Source organism: Veillonella sp. T14073-2 (genome assembly GCF_002959875.1).
Classification (GTDB): Bacteria; Bacillota; Negativicutes; order Veillonellales; family Veillonellaceae; genus Veillonella; species Veillonella infantium.
The window spans coordinates 80,112-98,529 of sequence record NZ_PPDC01000001.1; the positions used below are offsets into that span (position 1 = coordinate 80,112).

Below are 18,418 nucleotides of genomic sequence, written 5' to 3' on the forward strand. Positions count from 1 at the left end.
GTATCTCCTTTATATTTACTAAAACTTACATCTTTTAGTGTACATCATTATAGGCTGCCTTGTCCACATACCAGGTCACAGCTTCTTGTGAAAGCACAGCACCAGGCAATGTACGACCAATGCGTTTTTCCCACGTTAAATCCTCGTAATCTTCGCGTTGGTATAATACCTTTGTCAATGCAGTTCGCTTGCTTTCACCAGTCACAGTAAACCAGACAGCATCAGATTTTGCTAGGAAAGAAAATGTCATAGAAATGCGTTCCCATACCTTGCCATCTTCAACGGCCACTACATCTTGATCAGCTACACGCAATGCGTGAGAGCCTGCAAATAATCCTGCCGTATGACCATCCTCGCCTAAATCAAGCAACGCTAAATCAAGACCAGATTTTTTACATGCCTTTAGGACATTGCGAACCTCTTTTTCATATTCTTCAGCCGCTTCATGTACGGTTTTAGAATCCGTATTAATAGGCAAGAAATGAGCAGCCCCCTTTGCCTTGCATAGCAAATGAGGTTTTACGCGATTGAAGTAATTATCCTCATGCGATTGTGGCAAGAAACGCTCATCAGTCCACAAGAAGAATATCCGTTCCCAATTAAGGCGCTCAATATATTCAGGAGAGTTAAGTAATTCTAACAAACCATTTATAACAGTACCCCCAGTAATACCAACGATGCACGTTTCAGTACGGCTAATTTCATCATTAGTAAAATCAATAAAATCCTCCGCCAATGCTTGGACTACATCACTAGGACCGTCATAACATTTAATTGTATCTTGAGCCATGTAATAATGACCTCCTAAAACTATTATAATAGTACTATTATATACACTTTTGCTTTTTTATGAAAGCAAAAACCGATGTAACTCAATATATAGAGCCACATCGGTTCGAATTATATTAGTAACTGCTTATAAAATACATGATATTCCAAAGAATTACAAGAGAATAATTATTATTTTTGACCAAATTTAGGGCGACGGCGTTCTGTGAAAGCTCGTACACCTTCCTTAAAGTCTTCAGAAAGACCTAAGGAGCATTGATTTTCTACTTCAAACTTCTTGTACTCTTCCCAGCCAGATAAGAAGCTATTCCACATCATTTCTTTCATAACGCGGTAAGATTGTGCAGGACCTTTTGCTAATTTCTCTACAAGACGTCTTGTAGCAGTTTCTAGATCTTCTAATTCACAAACTTTATATACAAAGCCAAGTTCTTTACCTTTTTCAGCAGATACGGCTTCACCAGTCATAACGATATGCATAGCACGGTTCATACCAATGGAACGAGTTAACAAGAACAAACCACCTGCATCTGGAGCAAGACCTACGTTTACGAAAGCTTGGATAAAGCGTACATTGTTAGCCGCTACAACAAAGTCTGCAGCTAACGCCATGTTGAACGCCGCACCTGCTGCAGCGCCTTGAAGGCTCATGATAACAGGTTTAGGTAAGCGTTTCATAGCCATAGAAATTTGGGCTACTAGTTCAACAATTTCAAATAAAGACTCTGTATCACCATCGTTTACAGCCCGTTCCATTTCTGTTAAGTCACCACCAGCAGAGAATACCTTGCCTTCAGCATTGATGAGCAATGCACGAACACTTTCATCATTATGTGCTTTATCTAAAACCTCAAGGATCTCCTTGCACATCTCGATATTAAAACCATTCGCCACTGTAGGGCGATTAAATGTCAACGTACCAATGCCGTTGTCCACTACGTATTGAATTGTATTATAAATCATATGAGTTCTCCTATATGAAAATCTGTTTTCGAAAAAATTCGATTATATATTTCTATTATAGGGGAATTAATTATAGATGTAAACGTAATCTTATAATCACAAAACAATACTATATACCCTTTAGCAACCCACGTTAGTATAACAAACCTTTAGTGCGTAAGTATCGCTCAGCAACATCATGAGGTTTCTGTCCTTCCGATTCCACTTCATAGTTCATATATGACATATCCTGATCCGTAATCGTATGTGTCAATTTTAGTAATACCGCTTCTAGCTCAGGATGCTTCTTTAACACATCCATTCTGACGACATTACCACAAAGATACGACGGATATAAATGTTTATCGTCCTCAAGAACAACAACAGACGCATGGCTCAACTGACCGTCAGTAGTAAATATAGGCATAGCATCTACATGTCCGCTTTCAATAGCCTGATATTTCAAACCTATATCCATATCCTTCGTATCTTTAAAGTCCATGCCGTATACTCGCTGTAATCCCGAATACCCATCTTGGCGCCCGAAGAAATCATATTCCCCACCTAAAATCAACTGTGACGAAACCCTCGCTAAGTCTGAATATGTTTTTAAATTATATTTGTTAGCAATATCCTTACGTACAGCCATTCCATATGTATTATTGAAACCATACATACCGACCCATTTAAATTGATATGTATCCTCGTAAGCGCGCTGTAATTCATCAAATAAATTTTCACTATATTGCGTGTCTCGTTTTAGTACTGCATTCCAACCGGTACCTGTATATTCAGGGTAGATATCAAATTGACCGGACTCCATGGCCGGTTGAATATTGGAGGTTCCTCCGCCTACTCCGGCTGTTACTTCAACAGTTAAATCTGTATCTTGTTCAATAAGAAGTTTCAGCATATCGCCCAAAATCAACTGTTCTGTCATCGGTTTTGTAGCTACATGAATTACATTGGATTGTTGCGACGGCCACATAAATACACCAATACCACCAATTATCACAATTGAGGCTACAATACCAATACGTTTAAAAGTACGTTTGCAATGCCCTCTATATAGTATAATTTTCTCAAAAAAGCCCAATACACCATCCATAATCAATGCTAAAAAAGCAATTAGTAAACTGCCAGCTACAGTCATAGTCGTATTATTTGTAGTAATACCTCGATAAATAGCTACACCAAGACCTCCGGCACCAATAAATGATGCTACCCCAGTAAGCGCTATAGTCATAACTAGCATATTTCGTATACCGACCATGATTACTGGAAAGGCTAAAGGCAATTCAATATATCGTAAACGTTGTACACGAGATAACCCCAGTGATGTAGCCGCTTCAATCATTTCCTTGTCAATACTGCTTAACCCAGTATATGTATTTCTCACCATCGGCAATAATGCATATATCACAAGAGCAATCACTGCCGTTGCGTTACCAATTCCTGAAAAGGGAATCAAAAATCCCAGCATGGATATGGATGGTATAGTATACAAGAAATTAATAACCATCATGGTCGGATTAACTGCTCGCCGATACTCGTTAAGTAAAATACCCGCAACTACTCCTAGAATAATAGCAATTATACTAGAAAGCAAAGCTATGCCGATATGTTCCCATAATAGACCTGCGAAAAAGCTCCAATTCTCCACTAGTAAATGATATATATTTTGTACCATACAGCCCCCCTATACACAGGTAAATATATTATGAAAGAACGACTACCTTTTTACCTGCATTCTTACCAGAATCAACATCACTGAATCCATCATAGAAAATATCGCTCAAAGCATCACTGATTTCATTACCTACAATCTCTTGTTCTCGTCCAAGAGCGGATACACTATAAATACGCTTTCTTTTATCATTATAATCATCATAACAGATAATTATTAGTGTCACCATAATCTAAGCAACAAAAAACACCTGCAGACATTGTCTGCAGGTGTAATAACCTGTTTTCCAAATATTAACGTTTGGAGAATTGGCTTGCTTTGCGGGCTTTTTTAAGACCGTATTTTTTACGTTCTTTCATACGTGGGTCACGAGTCAAGAAGCCAGCTTTTTTCAAAGATTGACGAAGTTCGCCATCTACGTCCAATAACGCACGGGAGATACCGTGACGAATTGCACCAGCTTGACCGGAAGGACCGCCACCAGCTACAGTTGCGATAACATCGTATTGTTCAACTGTGTTAGTCAAGTTCAAAGGTTGTTTTACGATCAATTCCAAAGTTTGGCGACCGAAATAATCATTAAGTTCACGTTTGTTAACAGTGATTTTACCTGTGCCCGGTACCAGACGAACTCTAGCAACGGAAGATTTTCTACGACCAGTGCCGTAATATTGTGCTACTGCCATTATATGTTCCTCCCTCTAGATTATCGTACGGAAATTTCTAAAACTTCTGGTTTTTGAGCTGCATGTGGATGCTCAGGACCAGCGTATACGTTTAATTTACGGTATTGTTGTGCACCCAATTTGTTTTTTGGAAGCATACCACGAACTGCCATTTCAACAACACGTTCAGGTTGTTTTTCAAGCATCATGGACAATTTAGTGAATCGGGAACCACCTGGGTAACCAGAGTGACGGAAGTATTCCTTTTGTTCCAATTTTTTACCAGTTACGCGAATTTTTTCTGCGTTTACAACGATCACATGGTCACCAGTGTCTACGTGTGGTGTGAAAGTTGGTTTATTTTTGCCCCGAAGAACTTTTGCAACTTCGGCAGCAAGGCGTCCTAAAGTTTTACCTTCAGCGTCAACAACATACCATTTCCGTTCGATTGTGTTCGGATTGGCCATAAATGTAGTTTTCATGCTGCATATCCTCCTAATAACGTCATAATTCTACCAAAATCAGCTTGTCCTTTGCTTCCGGGGCTAATGGAAACACGACTAAAGCTTACTCAAAATAGTATACAGATTTTGGTGTTCTATGTCAATTGTTTTTTGCACTGTTTTAGCCCTTTAACAGTGACATGTCATAAAGAAAAAACCACCCAATTCTGAGTGGTTTTCCCATAAGCGCCAAATTATTTGGAGTACAATTCGACGATAAGTGTTTCGTTAACTTCGATAGGAAGTTCTTCACGTTGAGGAAGACGAGTGAATGTAGCTTTGAAGCCTTCCAAGTCTTTTTCAATGTAAGGAAGTTCGAAAGAACGAAGTTCTTGGAAGTTAGTTTTGAACATTTCGTTGTCACGAGATGCTTCGCGCAATTCGATTACATCGCCTGGTTTGCAGGAGAAGGAAGGAATGTCTACACGACGACCGTTTACCAAGATGTGGCCATGGTTTACCATTTGACGAGCTTGACGAATGGAGTTACCGAAGCCGATGCGATATACAAGGTTATCAAGACGTTGTTCCAAAAGGATCAACATGTTTTCACCTGTAACACCTTGCATTTTTTTCGCTTTATCATAATAGCGTACGAACTGGCGTTCTAGCAAGTTGTAGTAAGCTTTAACTTTTTGTTTTTCTAATAATTGTGTGCCATACTCAGACATTTTTTTCTGACGTTGGTCTTTTTTGACGCGATTCAAGGCTTTTGCGTGACCGAATACGTTCACACCAAAGCGACGACAAAGTTTGAATCGAGCCTCTCTTCTCGTTGCCATGTGATTATCACCTCATAAGATTAATATAAACTTGTACCTACACATAATGGTACTCATGTATAATATCATTTTCATTTACTTATGTCAATTATTGATAATGGTGAAAGTCATTGAAATAAGTGCATAATAGCGAACTTATATTACACTTTTTTGCGATAATATTGCTCACTATATCGATTGTGCATGCTTCATCATATTTTATAGATTTAGATGAAAAAACAATTATAGTATGCTACAATATTAGTAAGAAAGGTAATAGGTATCATTGGAGTTTTATGTCAATATTGGGGGAATACTATGAAAGAGTTACCTACAATGCAAGAGCTACAAAGTTTTATTACCTATAATAAAACAGGAAGCTTTACATTAGCTGCACAATCTATGAACATTACACAATCAGCTTTCAGCGCTCAAATGAAAAAATTAGAGCGTTTAGTTGGTGTGAAATTAATTTCCCGCTCTACACGAGGTAGCCGTTTGACACCAGAAGGTGAATTATTCCTACCAGAAGCAGAACAAGTTCTCGACACATTGGAACGTGCTATTCAATCGATCCGTTTAGCCAGCAAGGTAGAACGTCCAATCTTAAATATTGGTGTATTGCGTAGTTTAGGGGACATTCGCCTTAACGGATATGTATCCCACTTCTTCCAAAACCACCCTGAGTTCTCTGTCAGCATTTATGACATGGAAGAAGAAGAGTTGATGCTCGACTTACGCGAAAATCGTATCGACATTGCCCTCCTCTACTTACCAAATAACAAGGATATGTCAGCATATGAATCTACAGCCCTTCGCGAGGACGAATTCGTATACTATGCACCAAACATTATCGATAATATGGAAGTTGCTAGCTTGAAAGCAATTCAACAACAACCATTACTTATGTATCCACCTAAGTACTTTATGTATCGTACATTGAAAAATTATGTTGGTAACGGTCAACAAAATCTACACATTAGAGGTAGCCGCTTATCTAACCCATATACAATGATCGACTACTGTCAAAAAAATAAATCAGGCTGCATCGTAGCACGCCAAATTCTAAATTCTTTAAATATCAATGATGGCTACATACCTTTAGAAAAACCATTTAAACTACAAGTGTGCTTCGCCTTTAAGAAAAACAATTCTAAATCGGAAACAATGCATACCTTCATGGATTATGTACACAGCGAATCACCAGCTCGTTTATAAGAACGAAACAAAACCCGTACACATATACGTGTACGGGTTTTAATTTTATTATATCCTCTATTAATGTCTATATTTAACATTTTTACCTTTTAATATCTTTGTCTTTTAACATTCTTCTCTTTACCACTAGTAACGATTCATCTTGGTCATTAAATAATTGCTCTCTACTGTAACAAGTTGTACAATAGAGAATAGATTTCAATTAATACTGTGAGGTTATTATGCTCTTATCTATTTTCTTCTTTATATTAGCCGGTTTAGCCGAAATCGGTGGCGGTTATTTAGTATGGCTCTATATGCGCGATGATAAAAGTCCTGTATATTTACTGGCTGGTGCTATCATCCTATTTTTATACGGCCTTATCCCTACCTTCCAACCAGAAGCAAGCTTTGGTAAGGTTTATGCAGCCTACGGCGGCGTATTTATTGCCCTCTCCATCCTATGGGGTTGGCTCATCGATGGTTTACGACCAGACACATATGATATCATCGGCGGTCTCGTCTGCCTTGTGGGCGTTTATATCATCATGTACGCGCCGCGTTAATAGCTATTGTGTTATATAACAAAAAGCGGCCATCCGAAGATAACCGCTTACGTTGGTGGACGATGACAGGATCGAACTGCCGACATCCTGCTTGTAAGGCAGGCGCTCTCCCAGCTGAGCTAATCGTCCTATGTGGTGACCCGTCCGGGAATCGAACCCGGGATACCGCCGTGAAAGGGCGGTGTCTTAACCGCTTGACCAACGGGCCATATGAAATTGGCTCCTCGAGTAGGACTCGAACCTACGACCGATCGGTTAACAGCCGATTGCTCTACCAACTGAGCTATCGAGGAAATTAATGGAGCGGGAAACGAGATTCGAACTCGCGACCCCCGCCTTGGCAAGGCGGTGCTCTACCGCTGAGCTATTCCCGCATGTGGTGGACGATGACAGGATCGAACTGCCGACATCCTGCTTGTAAGGCAGGCGCTCTCCCAGCTGAGCTAATCGTCCATATGTGGTGACCCGTCCGGGAATCGAACCCGGGATACCGCCGTGAAAGGGCGGTGTCTTAACCGCTTGACCAACGGGCCAAAATGGTGACTCACCCGCGACTCGAACGCGGGACACCCTGATTAAAAGTCAGGTGCTCTGCCAACTGAGCTAGTGAGTCATAAATGGCTCCTCGAGTAGGACTCGAACCTACGACCGATCGGTTAACAGCCGATTGCTCTACCAACTGAGCTATCGAGGAATGTATGGAGCGGGAAACGAGATTCGAACTCGCGACCCCCGCCTTGGCAAGGCGGTGCTCTACCGCTGAGCTATTCCCGCATACAGAACCGATAATTAATATAACATAATCATCAATCTGTCGTCAAGAAGAATTTAAGTCTGTCCTGACTGCCCTATAATAATATCAATTTACACATATAGTGTCAATGGTTTTTCCATGAAATTCTCAGTTAATTTCGGATAATTGAGCATAAAACATACAAAAAGAGGGATTTAATACTCCCTCTTTTATATAGATTACTCTTTATTCTTTTGTCTACCTTTACCGGCACCATCTTCAGCTGCTTTAACCTCAGCTTCAACGAAGGTTTTCATATCATTTAACATATGCATAGATGCATCGATAATAGATAACCCCATTGTGGAACCCAATGCTTCATCAATTTGTAAATTGTAGTGTAAACATGGTTTTATTCCAAGGAATCGACATTGTTCCTTATGAATTGGTTCCTCATAGGCAGCCGATGGAAATACATAGTCTTTTACTAATGGCTCAATGGTAATAGCAGCCAATACAGCAGCACCTGTTACGGCATTATCAAAAACGATAGCCATACGCTGACTTGCGGCACCTAAGATAAAACCTGTTAAGAATGCAATATCTAGTCCCCCTGCTACCTGAAGTAAGTGTAATACCACATCACGGCGCTCACTTTCACTCAAAGCAGACCAATCATCCACAGCGATATTAAAACGATCTACAAAAGAATGAATATGAGCAGCCCGTTGTTCTACCGTAGGTCCACATTCGGTATGAACGAGAATATCGTCATAGGCACAGCCCGTAATTGTAGCCGTCGTTACGAGGGAGTCAAGGAATGCCCTTTCCCCTACATTACCAATCGCCACCACTTGTAATCCATCAGCATGTAATTTATCAGCATAGGTAAAGCCAAGCTCTAGAGCTCGCTCAAGTTCATCTCGAGAAATAACAGGTTCTACACCAAAGAAATGAGATCCTTTACGAATGACTTGTTGATCAATATATTCTAGATTACTAGTATCTTGCTCAAGACCTACATTTACAACATGTACGTCTGCATTTAACTTAAATGCCGCCCCCTGCGTAGCCGTTCTACCTTCATTGAAACGTTTGATAGCGGCGTAGCTTTCACTACCATGCTGACTATTTTGAGGACCATCTACCAAGTGGTCCGACGCCACCACAAGTACGCCATATCGTAAATGATTTGGTTGAGGATCTGCCAGAATACCTGCAAAACGCTCAGCTATTAACTCTAATGTTGCAAGGCTATAAATAGGTTTTGTTAAATTATCGATACGTAATCGGCATGCTTCCATGGATGGTGCATGTAATGGTTCAATTGTAAAAGTTCTCATGCCTTACCTCCTGTAACAGCCAAATACATATGAACGGCAAGATCTAGCATTCCCATTTGAATGGAACCACCAGAGGCCTCACCGAGACATAGCCCTAAATCAACATAGGCTTCAAGGCCTAAATTTTCTAAAGAAGATTTAGCCGCTTTTTCAGCAGATAAATGAGATGCCATTACATAATCCATCGCCTGTGGAACTAATGTTTTAGCAACCAATGCACAAGCAGATGTATTAAAACCATCAATAATAACAAGTGCATTATTCGCTGCAGCACCTAGAATAACACCTACGATACATGTAAATTCAAAGCCGCCCACAGAGGATAAAATTCCGATTGCATCATCTTTCGGAATATTTTTATATTTTTCTAATACATCATGCACAATGCGTTGCTTTAATTTTAGACGTTCATCGGAAATATTAGTGCCTCGCCCTGTAGCTTCCTCTGCAGTGAGTCCTGCAAACTTGGCAGTCATAAGAGCACTAGCAGTAGTATTGGAAATACCCATTTCCCCTACTAAGAAAACATTAAAACCTTCGTCGATTTTCTCTTTTACAAGGCGGATACCTGTTTCAATACCTTCAATAGCTTGTTCACGTGTCATGGCCGGTTCTTCTACAAAGTTTTTTGTGCCCATACCAAGTTTATGACTACGGAGTCCTGGTACCCAGCTCATATCTGCATCAATGCCCATATCGATGACTTCCATTTGAGCACCACAGTAATTAGCTAAGGAATTGGCGCCCGCCCCTTTAGGAATTAAGTAGTTTTGTGTCATCCCTACAGTTGTTTCCTTTGGGTACGCACTTACGCCCATATCGGCCACACCATGATCGGCAGAGGCAATAATCATACAAGGCTTTGGAACCGTTAACTGTTTCTGGTTTGTAGCCGCGCCATATTGAGCCACCACGTTTACAAGTCGCCCATATTGTTCTACAGGTGAACCTGCATTCCAATTATCGATTATATGTTGTTCAATTTCATGACTGCGACCTCTAATAGCGTCACAAGTTTCTTGTAACAAACTCATGGTATCTCCTTAACTAAATAATATGTTAAATGTATATTCTTTACGAACCCTAGTATACACATTATACTGCATAAACCGCGTTGCTTCAGCTACATAAATATACATCAAGCTCAAATGAATGTTAATTATTCATTGTTAGTACTCTATGAGTGCTAATCAATGTATAGCCTTAGCTAATAATTATTTATCATTAGCTATTCTTTATTTGTCCTGTTAAATATGGTAATTTACCGCGAATTTCTCTTCCTCGTTCAAGATAGGATTCTAAAGCTTGACCTTCATCTTCTTGTGAAAGTATCTCTTTTACCCGTTTGATTTCGGATTCAATCTGTGAAAGACCTTCAATTACATTATGTCTGTTACCGTAGATGATTTCACGCCACATAGATGGTAACCCACCGGCAACACGTGTACAGTCTCTAAAGCCCCCTGCAGATAATTTCATGCGCAACTCGCCTAGTTCATCACCACCGGAAACTTGAGTTAAAATGGATGCCAATAAATGTGGCATATGACTCACCATAGCTAAATACGCATCGTGAGCATAAATATCGACGAATTCAATACGTGATCCTACAGCGCGTCCCATTTCAGCTAGTTCTTGAGCAACCTCTTCACTATATACATCAGAGGCCTTATCCTCTAGTACAATCCAACCCATACCTTTAAATAGGTTTTTATGAGATACTTCGTAGCCACCCTTTTCAGAGCCAGCCATAGGATGAACAGACACAAAAATTGTCCCTTTCGGAATAGAATCATATACAGCTCGTACAAAGTTTTCCTTTGCACTAGATACATCAGTCACCACTTGTCCTGGTCTAAAAAGATGTGCCATTTCTGTAAATAGTCTTGCATTTGTATCTGGAGGCAATGAAAATACAACGATATCTGAATTTTCAATCAATGGTTCTACCTCAGTCCAAGCAGCTTTTACCACCCCATCCTGAATGGCCGCATCACAAACCTCTTGGCGACGAGCATACCCTACTACCTCATAATCGGTATAGGCCTTTAAAGCCTTCGCCAACGAACCACCTAATAGACCTAAGCCAATAATGCCTACTGTCTTACTCATATAAACCTACTTTCACAAATAATTAGCCTTACACTCTCTAATGTAAGGCTAACTATATCTACAAACTACTAAAAGTATATTGAAATCGTGTAAATATAAGACTATGCCTCTATGAGGCGTCTATTTTTCCACTTCCCACTATACCAGCGATATACAAATAATAAACCTCGTAAAATTTCATCTACCGCCATGGCAATCCAAATGCCTACGAGCCCCCATTCCCAGTAAATTCCAAATAGATAGGACAATGGTACAGCACATAACCACATGCCAAAAATGCCTACGAGCATCGGTGTTCTAATATCCCCTGCTGCTTGTAAGCAGCCAACCATAACAATATTAACGGCACGACCTAACTCAAGAAAAATCTCAATCAGTAATACATTATGTGCTAACGATAGGATTTCTGGATCCGTAGTAAATATGGATAGTACAATATCACTGGTAATATAAAAGAACGTAGCCAGTCCTACACTAATGGCAATGGCTAACAACATAGAATGCCATACGCGATTTGTCACCTCAGCTTGTCGTTTAGCCCCCATCAGGTAACCCACAATAACTTGAGATGCATTTGCTAATGCTATGGTATATACATAGCAAAGCATGGCAACAACTGATACATACACCTTTGTATTAATAACAGCTAGCCCTAGGATATTGACCATTTTCATAATCGTTGTCTGAGATAACTGATAACTTAAGGTTTCACCACCAGAGGGAACACTGATATTCAGTAAAGACTTAACCGTATGCCACGGGAATGGTTTTAAAAATTTGAAGCTCACCTCTAAAGTAAGCAACTTCTTAAAGGTATAGCCAATAATTACGAGGCCTACCACCTTAGATAACCAGGTAGAAATTGATACCCCTAGTACACCAAGGCTTGGTATGGGACCATGACCAAATATTAATACATAGTTAGTTGTGATATGGATAACATTCATAACCAGTGCAATATACATGGTAATACGTGTTAATGAATGCCCCCTAAATACTGCTACCAATGCATAGTACATAGCTTGAATTGGTAATCCTGCTGCTACAATGGTTGTATATACAGATGTATCACTCATCGTTTCTGGCGGAATACCAAGCCACGTAAAGATCCATTTATGACAGGTGATAAAGAATACGGCCGCTATAGACGAGAAGAAAAAGTTCAGCACCAAGCTAACCGTACACACCTCTGATAACTTCGACTGATTACGGGCCCCTAAATATTGAGCAATCAAAATCGTCGTAGCTGTACTCATAACAATGATGAGCATAATAAAGATATTTAAAATTTGATTGGCATTAGCCACAGCTGCTACCGCTTGAGGAGAGTAATGGCTCATCATCACTTGGTCTATATTACCTACTAACAGCTGTAGGAACACTTCGATAAATATAGGCCAACTCAAAGTCCAGATGGACAAGCTAATCCCTTTTTCATAAGACTTCATAGTATCCCCTTATATACTAATGTCAGATTTCATGGTATGCCCTTTATACACTAACACCCAATTGCCTATCACTTAAAAGAAAACGCCTTTAGCTTTTTCTTTAGTTTCTTGATCTGCAATAAATGGAATTCTAGTAGTTCTACCTTCTTTTGCAGCTACAATCTTTTTAAATGGGAATTCAAAGATTTCTCTATTCCAAGTATTTACAGCATCATTATACAACGTTCTAGCTGCAGTAATTTCTTTTTGTAAGTAAGAATTTTGTTGCATTGCATCACGAATTGTATCTTGGCTTTGTAATTCAGGATAATTTTCTATAGCTACGTTGAGGGCTCTTGTAGCCTTGTTAAGTTGTGCATTCACATCACTTCTAGATTCTTCAGAAAAATTACCACTTCTATACTTAGCAATGTCTACAAGGATATCCTTATCAACTTCAATAGATTTTTCCACAAGTTTAGCCGCATTAGAAAGAATCACAACACGTTGCTCCATATAGTTATCAATTTCGGATGCAGCATTTTGAATTCTTTGTTCCATCATATTAAACTCTGAGCTAATTTGTTTTAATCGCCACCATGGATAAATCAATACAATGGCGCCAATAATAGATACTAGATACTTGTCTATAACTATGCCTAAAACGATACCGATAACACCAACTGCCATAAGGATCGTTGGAAGAAGTTTTTCAAAGCCACTAGTTTCAACAGGGATTACCTTAGCGATAACATGCACATCTCTGCCTTCAGACATAATTTCCGGATTCATTTCGTCGAGTTGGTTAGCCATTTTGGGTACCTCCAAATTCTTTGTAAATAGTATTTAATAAATCGTCGAGAGACTGATTTTGTCGATATAGTTTACCTGCCATAAAGTGATCGTATGCAAAAGACCTATCTCTATTATTTTCAGATTTTTGATACTGATCTAGACCTTTAATATGCTTAAAATCCTCTCCAGCAGATTTAATTTCTGAAACCTCTATAAATTCATGTTTTGTAACAGGAACATACTCGTCCCAGCGGACTGGAACATAATAGGTTCTACCATTACCAGCTCTTACCGGCACTTCATCTATATGCTCAATCGTTCTATAAGAATAGGCATCTACCTTAATTACCTCAGAGTCACCTTCATTTTTATGGTGGCTAGTCTTAAGAATTGTTTTTACATTATTCCGCTGAGCCGCATCAGGAGGAACAAATAAATTAAGTCCCATTTTATTTGCTAGCATTTCTGTAATGTAATCATTATATTTGAAATTATAAGACTTGCCATAAATATAATCATTAGAAGCCATTTGTTGATACACAGGAATCGCTAAAATTGGTAGGAATGAGAAATACATGTGATCAAAGTAACTGCAGTTGTAATTAATGAACTTCTCTTTAATCTTTTGGAATGAAAAATCATAATACTGAGATGGTGATGTATCAAAGTCCCAATTTTGAGAATTGTCAGCTTTAATCTCATTAATTTTACACTCTTTATTAAATATAAAATCATCTCCATATGGAGAGTTTTCAAAAATATCCTTATAGTTGTTTTGTGCTAATGGCGTAAATAGTACGCGGAACTCAACCTCATTGTTGCGATCTAATGCATTAAATTGTGCATCAAACTCTTCATTGGCTAAAGCTTGGAAGCTACCGCCATTCTCCAATGAATCCTGACTCTTCTGTCTAAGACTAGCAATACCTTTTGCTATCTTACTCTTAGCGCTACCGAAATTAAAGAATCCTTTTTCCGGTGGCTTCCTATGGAATGTTAGGTTAGGTGCTGCATGATTACCATACACTAAAGATACTTTATTGGCATAATAAGGACCTGGTTGTCTTATAACGGCCCGTAATGTTTCGTTAACATCACGAGTTTTTAGATTCCCATTAGAATCAACATACTCTTCTGTATACGTAACATTTAAGGTGCCTTCATACGTATAATCATCCATCCAGTGGATTATGCGCTTCAGAAAAACAAAGGGGTTTCCTAAAATATCACCAGACGCAATATCTAAGGTGGAATGATTTACATCACCTTTTTCTAAGAATCCATAATCTTTAACGAGCTGTTCATATCGTTCAATATTAAAGTTAGAATCCATATGAATAAAAGGAATCGCCTTTTTTATAAGTTCTACAGTCATTTCACTATGAAATAGATCGTTTAAAGGGGCCATCATCTCATAGCCTTCTTGACGCATGTTAGCTAATGTAGCATCTAAATCATTAAGTTTTTCTTCAAGGCTCTTACTATTAGGCTTAATCCAATATAGGTAAAGCCCTACACATAGAACTAATATAAGTATAGAAACAATAACCGCTACAATATCAATATGATCTTGTGAAAACTGATAAATACCATAAATAATGGCACCTATACCAATAACAATATCAACCTTTTTAATAAGACCAAATCGTTTATAGGATGTGTTTGATTGATCGCGATTTTCTGATACCTCAGTATACTTATCTATTAATACTTTGTTGTTATCTATATCAATCTTTGATTGATCTACTAATTGTTGAAAGTATTCTTCGGTTACTTGTTGAAACGCGTCCTTTAACTCTTCCCGATAATACTTAAGTGGCTCTAGTAATGCTTCATTATATTCATTCGACACGTTACTCATTCCCTCTCCTTAATGAATCGCATAGTAAATGATACTTCTATACGTTTCCATTATGCCTCATATTCTGAAATAATAGCCTCTTATATTTATAAGCGTTCAAATTTTACTTAATTATAAATATCCTAAATTATAAATTAGTATATCAATTAAGAAAACCTCCGTAAAGTAATAATACGATTCATACCACTATAAAATAACCATATCATTCATAACACTATAAAATAATCATATCATTCATAACACTATAAAATAACCATATCATTCAGAACACTCTAAAGTAATCATACTATTCATAATGTCATAATGTAAAACCCCCTCTTTACCAGACATTCAGTAAAGAGGGGTTCAGATTATACATGATTCAATTTAGATAAGATTATTTAAATTGATTGCAAAGGCTATCGAATAGCGCTTGATCTGGTTTTACAACATCTTCAGTTAATGGACGAGGATGTGGACCACCATTTGCTGCTGCCAGAGCTTTTTCGAAGGAAGGTTTAGTAGTATCTTGATAGATAACACCTGTTACCAAGCCATCAGTTTCACCCAATGTTTTAAGTGCTGCTGCACGATCTGTTGGGTCATAACCTTCTGGCAATTCTACCAAATGTTCTTTGAACCAGTCATAGCTGTTGTGTTTATTGTATGTAACACATGGGCTGAATACGTTGATGAAGGAGAAACCTTCATGATCCATTGCTTTTTGAATCAACTCTACAAGTTGTGCACGGTTAATCATGTAACCTTGTGCTACGAATGTAGCACCTGCAGCGATTGCAGTTTCACAAACGGACAATGGAGATTCGAATGCCCCACGAGGTGTTGTTTTTGTAACAAAACCGATATCGGAACGAGGGGATGCTTGACCTTTAGTCAAACCATATACATGGTTATCCATTACGACGTATGTCATATTTACATTACGTTTGAAAGCATGAATAGTATGACCCATACCGATAGCGAACGCATCACCATCACCAGAGCAAGCGATAACTTCTAAGTCTTGGTTAGCAAGTTTAACGCCTTGTGCGTAAGGAAGCGCACGACCATGAGTTGTATGTGCACCATATGCGTAGAAATAACCACCGATACGGCTAGAGCAACCGATACCGGAAATTACTGCTAATTTTTCTGGTGGAATATTTTTCGCTACTACAGCGTCAGTAATCGCTGCTTGAACCCCATAATGGCCACAGCCTGGACACCAGTTAGGACGAATATCGTTTCTGTAATCTTTAGCTGTTGTCATATTATAGGACCTCCTTAATCGCATTTTTCACATAACTTTTTGTGAATGGATTACCATCGTATTTCAAGCAGCTGGAAATTTTAGATTTCTTATGCATGTTGATTTTAAATAAGTTAGTCAATTGACCTGTTGCATTGTGCTCAACGATAACCACTTTTTTCGCAGCATCCATGAATGGTTGTAATTGTTTTGCTGGGAATGGTTTAATCAAGCGCAATTGCAAGTGGTTAACTTTAACACCTTCTTGATCGAATTCAGCAACAGCTTCTTCGATAGCGCCACGGCTAGAAGCCATACCTACAACGAGAACATCTGCTTCGTCGTATTTAGCGTTATTCAAGAATGGTTCGTAGTTATCAGCTACAGTTTCCAATTTGCGGAAACGTTTATCAGTTTGCGCTACGTGCATTGTAGGAGCTTCTGCTGGTTTACCTTCTTCATTATGTTCTAAACCAGTGGAAAGGAATAGACCATTTTTCATACCAGGAATTGTACGTGGAGAAATACCATCTTCAGTCAATTCAAAGCGTTTGAAGTATTTAGGTTGTTCCAATTCAGGAAGATCAGCTTCTTTCATCATCTTACCGCGGTTAATAGGTACACGGTTCAAGTCGAAGGAAGGAACGGATTGTTTATTCAAACCTTGTTGCAAATCAGGCATGAAGATAACTGGACATTGGTACATTTCTGCCAAGTTGAAAGCTTTTTGAATTTCATAGAAGCATTCTTCAATAGATGTTGGAGAAATTACGATACCTGAGTAATCACCATGTGCGTTGTAGCAAGCCGCATCAATATCGGATTGTTCAACCTTTGTAGCCATACCTGTAGATGGGCCAGAGCGTTGAACATCGATAACAACCATTGGCAATTCTGCCATGGAAGCCATAGATAAGGATTCTGCCATCAAGGAAAGACCAGGGCCAGAAGTACATGTAAAACCACGAACACCTGCGTATACGCCGCCCATAGCTGTCATGCATGCTGCAATTTCGTCTTCTGTTTGAACGATTGTAGCACCCAATTTATCCATATTTTTAATCATATATTCCATTACTTCAGATGCTGGAGTAATAGGATAAGATGCCATGAAACGAGAACCCGCAGCAATAGCACCTAAAGCACATGCTTCATTACCTAATAAGAACATTTGATCTTTCTTACCAGGAGCTGGCAATGTATCGATTTCCACATCACCCAATTTTTCCATTACAAGGCCATGACCGTCGTCAAAGGCAGCTAAGTTTTTATCCACGATTTCTTGGGATTTTTTCGCAAATTTAGCAGCAATCGCATCTTTAAACATCTTAGTATCGAAACCAAGAAGTGCAACAGACATACCAAGTGCTACGATATTACGCATCAACAAGGAACCTTGTTTCATTGCGGTTTCAGAGATTGGCAAGGACAAGCAATTAACCTTTGTACCTTCAAATTTAGAGAAGTCAGGATTTACTTTGCTGTCACAGATGATGTAACCGCCATCGCGAACTTCGGAACCATGCATATCAACTGTTTCTTGATCAAGAGAAAGCAAGAAGTCTACGCCTTCACCAATAGACATAATTTGTTCTAATGCAACGCGCAATGCGAATGTAGTATGACCACCTTTGATACGAGATGCAAATAAACGTTGGCTATACAAGGAATAACCTTCTTTAGCGAGGATTGTCGCCATGATTTCGCCACAACTCTCGATACCTTCACCTTGTTGGCCGCCCATTTTCCAGATAAAATCTTTACGTTTTTGCAAGAGATTCACCCTCCTTAGGATAAAAATTACACTGC

17 protein-coding genes and 9 tRNA genes are annotated in these 18,418 nt (G+C 38.9%); 2 read left to right on the forward strand and 24 right to left on the reverse strand.

Going from position 1 to position 18,418, the window contains the following annotated elements:
* Positions 1-34: 34 nt before the first annotated feature.
* From pgl to rpsD, 7 genes are all read right to left on the reverse strand, one after another.
* A complete protein-coding gene (gene pgl / locus VCHSUH04_RS00375; protein ID WP_105084906.1) occupies positions 35-790 on the reverse strand; it encodes a 6-phosphogluconolactonase in 756 nt (251 codons plus the stop codon).
* Positions 791-960: 170 nt separating this feature from the next.
* Positions 961-1,752 (reverse strand): enoyl-CoA hydratase, encoded by a 792-nt coding sequence (locus tag VCHSUH04_RS00380; RefSeq protein ID WP_005385546.1) that lies wholly within the window; start codon positions 1,750-1,752, stop codon positions 961-963.
* A 133-nt stretch (positions 1,753-1,885) separates the two neighbouring features.
* Positions 1,886-3,421 (reverse strand): glycine betaine ABC transporter substrate-binding protein, encoded by a 1,536-nt coding sequence (locus VCHSUH04_RS00385; RefSeq protein WP_105084907.1) that lies wholly within the window; start codon positions 3,419-3,421, stop codon positions 1,886-1,888.
* 28 nt (positions 3,422-3,449) lie between these two features.
* Positions 3,450-3,647, reverse strand: coding sequence for a hypothetical protein (locus tag VCHSUH04_RS00390; RefSeq protein ID WP_105084908.1), 198 nt, complete (start codon positions 3,645-3,647; stop codon positions 3,450-3,452).
* Positions 3,648-3,711: 64 nt separating this feature from the next.
* Positions 3,712-4,104: a 30S ribosomal protein S9 gene (gene rpsI / locus VCHSUH04_RS00395; protein ID WP_004695188.1), complete on the reverse strand. Its 393-nt coding sequence runs from the start codon at positions 4,102-4,104 to the stop codon at positions 3,712-3,714.
* 20 nt (positions 4,105-4,124) lie between these two features.
* Positions 4,125-4,565, reverse strand: a complete 441-nt coding sequence (gene rplM, locus VCHSUH04_RS00400; RefSeq protein ID WP_005381375.1) for a 50S ribosomal protein L13 — start codon at positions 4,563-4,565, stop codon at positions 4,125-4,127.
* 215 nt (positions 4,566-4,780) lie between these two features.
* Positions 4,781-5,368: a 30S ribosomal protein S4 gene (rpsD, locus tag VCHSUH04_RS00405; protein ID WP_105084909.1), complete on the reverse strand. Its 588-nt coding sequence runs from the start codon at positions 5,366-5,368 to the stop codon at positions 4,781-4,783.
* A 297-nt stretch (positions 5,369-5,665) separates the two neighbouring features.
* On the opposite strand from rpsD, the gene VCHSUH04_RS00410 reads away from it, so the two are divergent.
* Together VCHSUH04_RS00410 and VCHSUH04_RS00415 are read left to right on the forward strand one after the other, a co-directional pair.
* Positions 5,666-6,565, forward strand: a complete 900-nt coding sequence (locus tag VCHSUH04_RS00410) for a LysR family transcriptional regulator (protein WP_060923797.1) — start codon at positions 5,666-5,668, stop codon at positions 6,563-6,565.
* A 221-nt stretch (positions 6,566-6,786) separates the two neighbouring features.
* Entirely contained in the window at positions 6,787-7,110 is a 324-nt protein-coding gene (locus VCHSUH04_RS00415) for a YnfA family protein (protein WP_105084910.1), read from the forward strand.
* A 53-nt stretch (positions 7,111-7,163) separates the two neighbouring features.
* Here the strand turns inward: VCHSUH04_RS00415 and VCHSUH04_RS00420 are convergent.
* The 17 genes from VCHSUH04_RS00420 to VCHSUH04_RS00500 all read right to left on the reverse strand — a co-directional run bounded on the left by VCHSUH04_RS00420 (position 7,164) and on the right by VCHSUH04_RS00500 (position 18,383).
* Positions 7,164-7,239: transfer RNA gene (locus tag VCHSUH04_RS00420), tRNA-Val, on the reverse strand.
* Positions 7,240-7,243: 4 nt separating this feature from the next.
* Positions 7,244-7,318 (reverse strand) — tRNA-Glu (locus tag VCHSUH04_RS00425).
* A gap of 9 nt (positions 7,319-7,327) precedes the next feature.
* A tRNA-Asn gene (locus tag VCHSUH04_RS00430) sits at positions 7,328-7,403 on the reverse strand.
* A gap of 6 nt (positions 7,404-7,409) precedes the next feature.
* A tRNA-Gly gene (locus tag VCHSUH04_RS00435) sits at positions 7,410-7,484 on the reverse strand.
* A 3-nt stretch (positions 7,485-7,487) separates the two neighbouring features.
* Positions 7,488-7,563: transfer RNA gene (locus VCHSUH04_RS00440), tRNA-Val, on the reverse strand.
* 5 nt (positions 7,564-7,568) lie between these two features.
* A tRNA-Glu gene (locus VCHSUH04_RS00445) sits at positions 7,569-7,643 on the reverse strand.
* A gap of 4 nt (positions 7,644-7,647) precedes the next feature.
* Positions 7,648-7,723 (reverse strand) — tRNA-Lys (locus VCHSUH04_RS00450).
* A 5-nt stretch (positions 7,724-7,728) separates the two neighbouring features.
* A tRNA-Asn gene (locus VCHSUH04_RS00455) sits at positions 7,729-7,804 on the reverse strand.
* 5 nt (positions 7,805-7,809) lie between these two features.
* Positions 7,810-7,884 (reverse strand) — tRNA-Gly (locus VCHSUH04_RS00460).
* 198 nt (positions 7,885-8,082) lie between these two features.
* Positions 8,083-9,186: a nicotinate-nucleotide--dimethylbenzimidazole phosphoribosyltransferase gene (locus tag VCHSUH04_RS00465; RefSeq protein WP_105084911.1), complete on the reverse strand. Its 1,104-nt coding sequence runs from the start codon at positions 9,184-9,186 to the stop codon at positions 8,083-8,085.
* Complete coding sequence (locus VCHSUH04_RS00470) at positions 9,183-10,220, reverse strand: nicotinate-nucleotide--dimethylbenzimidazole phosphoribosyltransferase (protein WP_105084912.1); 1,038 nt, start codon at positions 10,218-10,220, stop codon at positions 9,183-9,185. Before VCHSUH04_RS00470 ends, VCHSUH04_RS00465 begins: the two co-directional genes overlap by 4 nt.
* A gap of 190 nt (positions 10,221-10,410) precedes the next feature.
* Positions 10,411-11,298: a prephenate dehydrogenase/arogenate dehydrogenase family protein gene (locus VCHSUH04_RS00475; protein ID WP_105084913.1), complete on the reverse strand. Its 888-nt coding sequence runs from the start codon at positions 11,296-11,298 to the stop codon at positions 10,411-10,413.
* Positions 11,299-11,399: 101 nt separating this feature from the next.
* A complete protein-coding gene (locus VCHSUH04_RS00480; RefSeq protein WP_105084914.1) occupies positions 11,400-12,746 on the reverse strand; it encodes an MATE family efflux transporter in 1,347 nt (448 codons plus the stop codon).
* A 72-nt stretch (positions 12,747-12,818) separates the two neighbouring features.
* Positions 12,819-13,538: a LemA family protein gene (locus VCHSUH04_RS00485; RefSeq protein ID WP_024064444.1), complete on the reverse strand. Its 720-nt coding sequence runs from the start codon at positions 13,536-13,538 to the stop codon at positions 12,819-12,821.
* A complete protein-coding gene (locus VCHSUH04_RS00490) occupies positions 13,531-15,381 on the reverse strand; it encodes an MAG1210 family protein (RefSeq protein ID WP_233188210.1) in 1,851 nt (616 codons plus the stop codon). The genes VCHSUH04_RS00485 and VCHSUH04_RS00490 overlap by 8 nt, the downstream gene beginning before the upstream one ends.
* Positions 15,382-15,757: 376 nt before the next feature.
* Positions 15,758-16,630, reverse strand: coding sequence for a 2-oxoacid:ferredoxin oxidoreductase subunit beta (locus VCHSUH04_RS00495; RefSeq protein ID WP_105084915.1), 873 nt, complete (start codon positions 16,628-16,630; stop codon positions 15,758-15,760).
* Between the two features lies 1 nt (position 16,631).
* On the reverse strand, positions 16,632-18,383 hold the full coding sequence (locus VCHSUH04_RS00500) for a 2-oxoacid:acceptor oxidoreductase subunit alpha (protein WP_105084916.1): 1,752 nt from the start codon (positions 18,381-18,383) through the stop codon (positions 16,632-16,634).
* Positions 18,384-18,418 lie beyond the last annotated feature (35 nt).

What these genes read in the sequence shown, in the direction of transcription:
- pgl (WP_105084906.1), bottom strand. Translation starts at nt 790, where the DNA reads ATGGCTCAAGATACAATTAAATGTTATGACGGTCCTAGTGATGTAGTC.
- VCHSUH04_RS00380 (WP_005385546.1), bottom strand. Translation starts at nt 1,752, where the DNA reads ATGATTTATAATACAATTCAATACGTAGTGGACAACGGCATTGGTACG.
- VCHSUH04_RS00385 (WP_105084907.1), bottom strand. Translation starts at nt 3,421, where the DNA reads ATGGTACAAAATATATATCATTTACTAGTGGAGAATTGGAGCTTTTTC.
- VCHSUH04_RS00390 (WP_105084908.1), bottom strand. Translation starts at nt 3,647, where the DNA reads ATGGTGACACTAATAATTATCTGTTATGATGATTATAATGATAAAAGA.
- rpsI (WP_004695188.1), bottom strand. Translation starts at nt 4,104, where the DNA reads ATGGCAGTAGCACAATATTACGGCACTGGTCGTAGAAAATCTTCCGTT.
- rplM (WP_005381375.1), bottom strand. Translation starts at nt 4,565, where the DNA reads ATGAAAACTACATTTATGGCCAATCCGAACACAATCGAACGGAAATGG.
- rpsD (WP_105084909.1), bottom strand. Translation starts at nt 5,368, where the DNA reads ATGGCAACGAGAAGAGAGGCTCGATTCAAACTTTGTCGTCGCTTTGGT.
- VCHSUH04_RS00410 (WP_060923797.1), top strand. Translation starts at nt 5,666, where the DNA reads ATGAAAGAGTTACCTACAATGCAAGAGCTACAAAGTTTTATTACCTAT.
- VCHSUH04_RS00415 (WP_105084910.1), top strand. Translation starts at nt 6,787, where the DNA reads ATGCTCTTATCTATTTTCTTCTTTATATTAGCCGGTTTAGCCGAAATC.
- VCHSUH04_RS00465 (WP_105084911.1), bottom strand. Translation starts at nt 9,186, where the DNA reads ATGAGAACTTTTACAATTGAACCATTACATGCACCATCCATGGAAGCA.
- VCHSUH04_RS00470 (WP_105084912.1), bottom strand. Translation starts at nt 10,220, where the DNA reads ATGAGTTTGTTACAAGAAACTTGTGACGCTATTAGAGGTCGCAGTCAT.
- VCHSUH04_RS00475 (WP_105084913.1), bottom strand. Translation starts at nt 11,298, where the DNA reads ATGAGTAAGACAGTAGGCATTATTGGCTTAGGTCTATTAGGTGGTTCG.
- VCHSUH04_RS00480 (WP_105084914.1), bottom strand. Translation starts at nt 12,746, where the DNA reads ATGAAGTCTTATGAAAAAGGGATTAGCTTGTCCATCTGGACTTTGAGT.
- VCHSUH04_RS00485 (WP_024064444.1), bottom strand. Translation starts at nt 13,538, where the DNA reads ATGGCTAACCAACTCGACGAAATGAATCCGGAAATTATGTCTGAAGGC.
- VCHSUH04_RS00490 (WP_233188210.1), bottom strand. Translation starts at nt 15,381, where the DNA reads ATGAGTAACGTGTCGAATGAATATAATGAAGCATTACTAGAGCCACTT.
- VCHSUH04_RS00495 (WP_105084915.1), bottom strand. Translation starts at nt 16,630, where the DNA reads ATGACAACAGCTAAAGATTACAGAAACGATATTCGTCCTAACTGGTGT.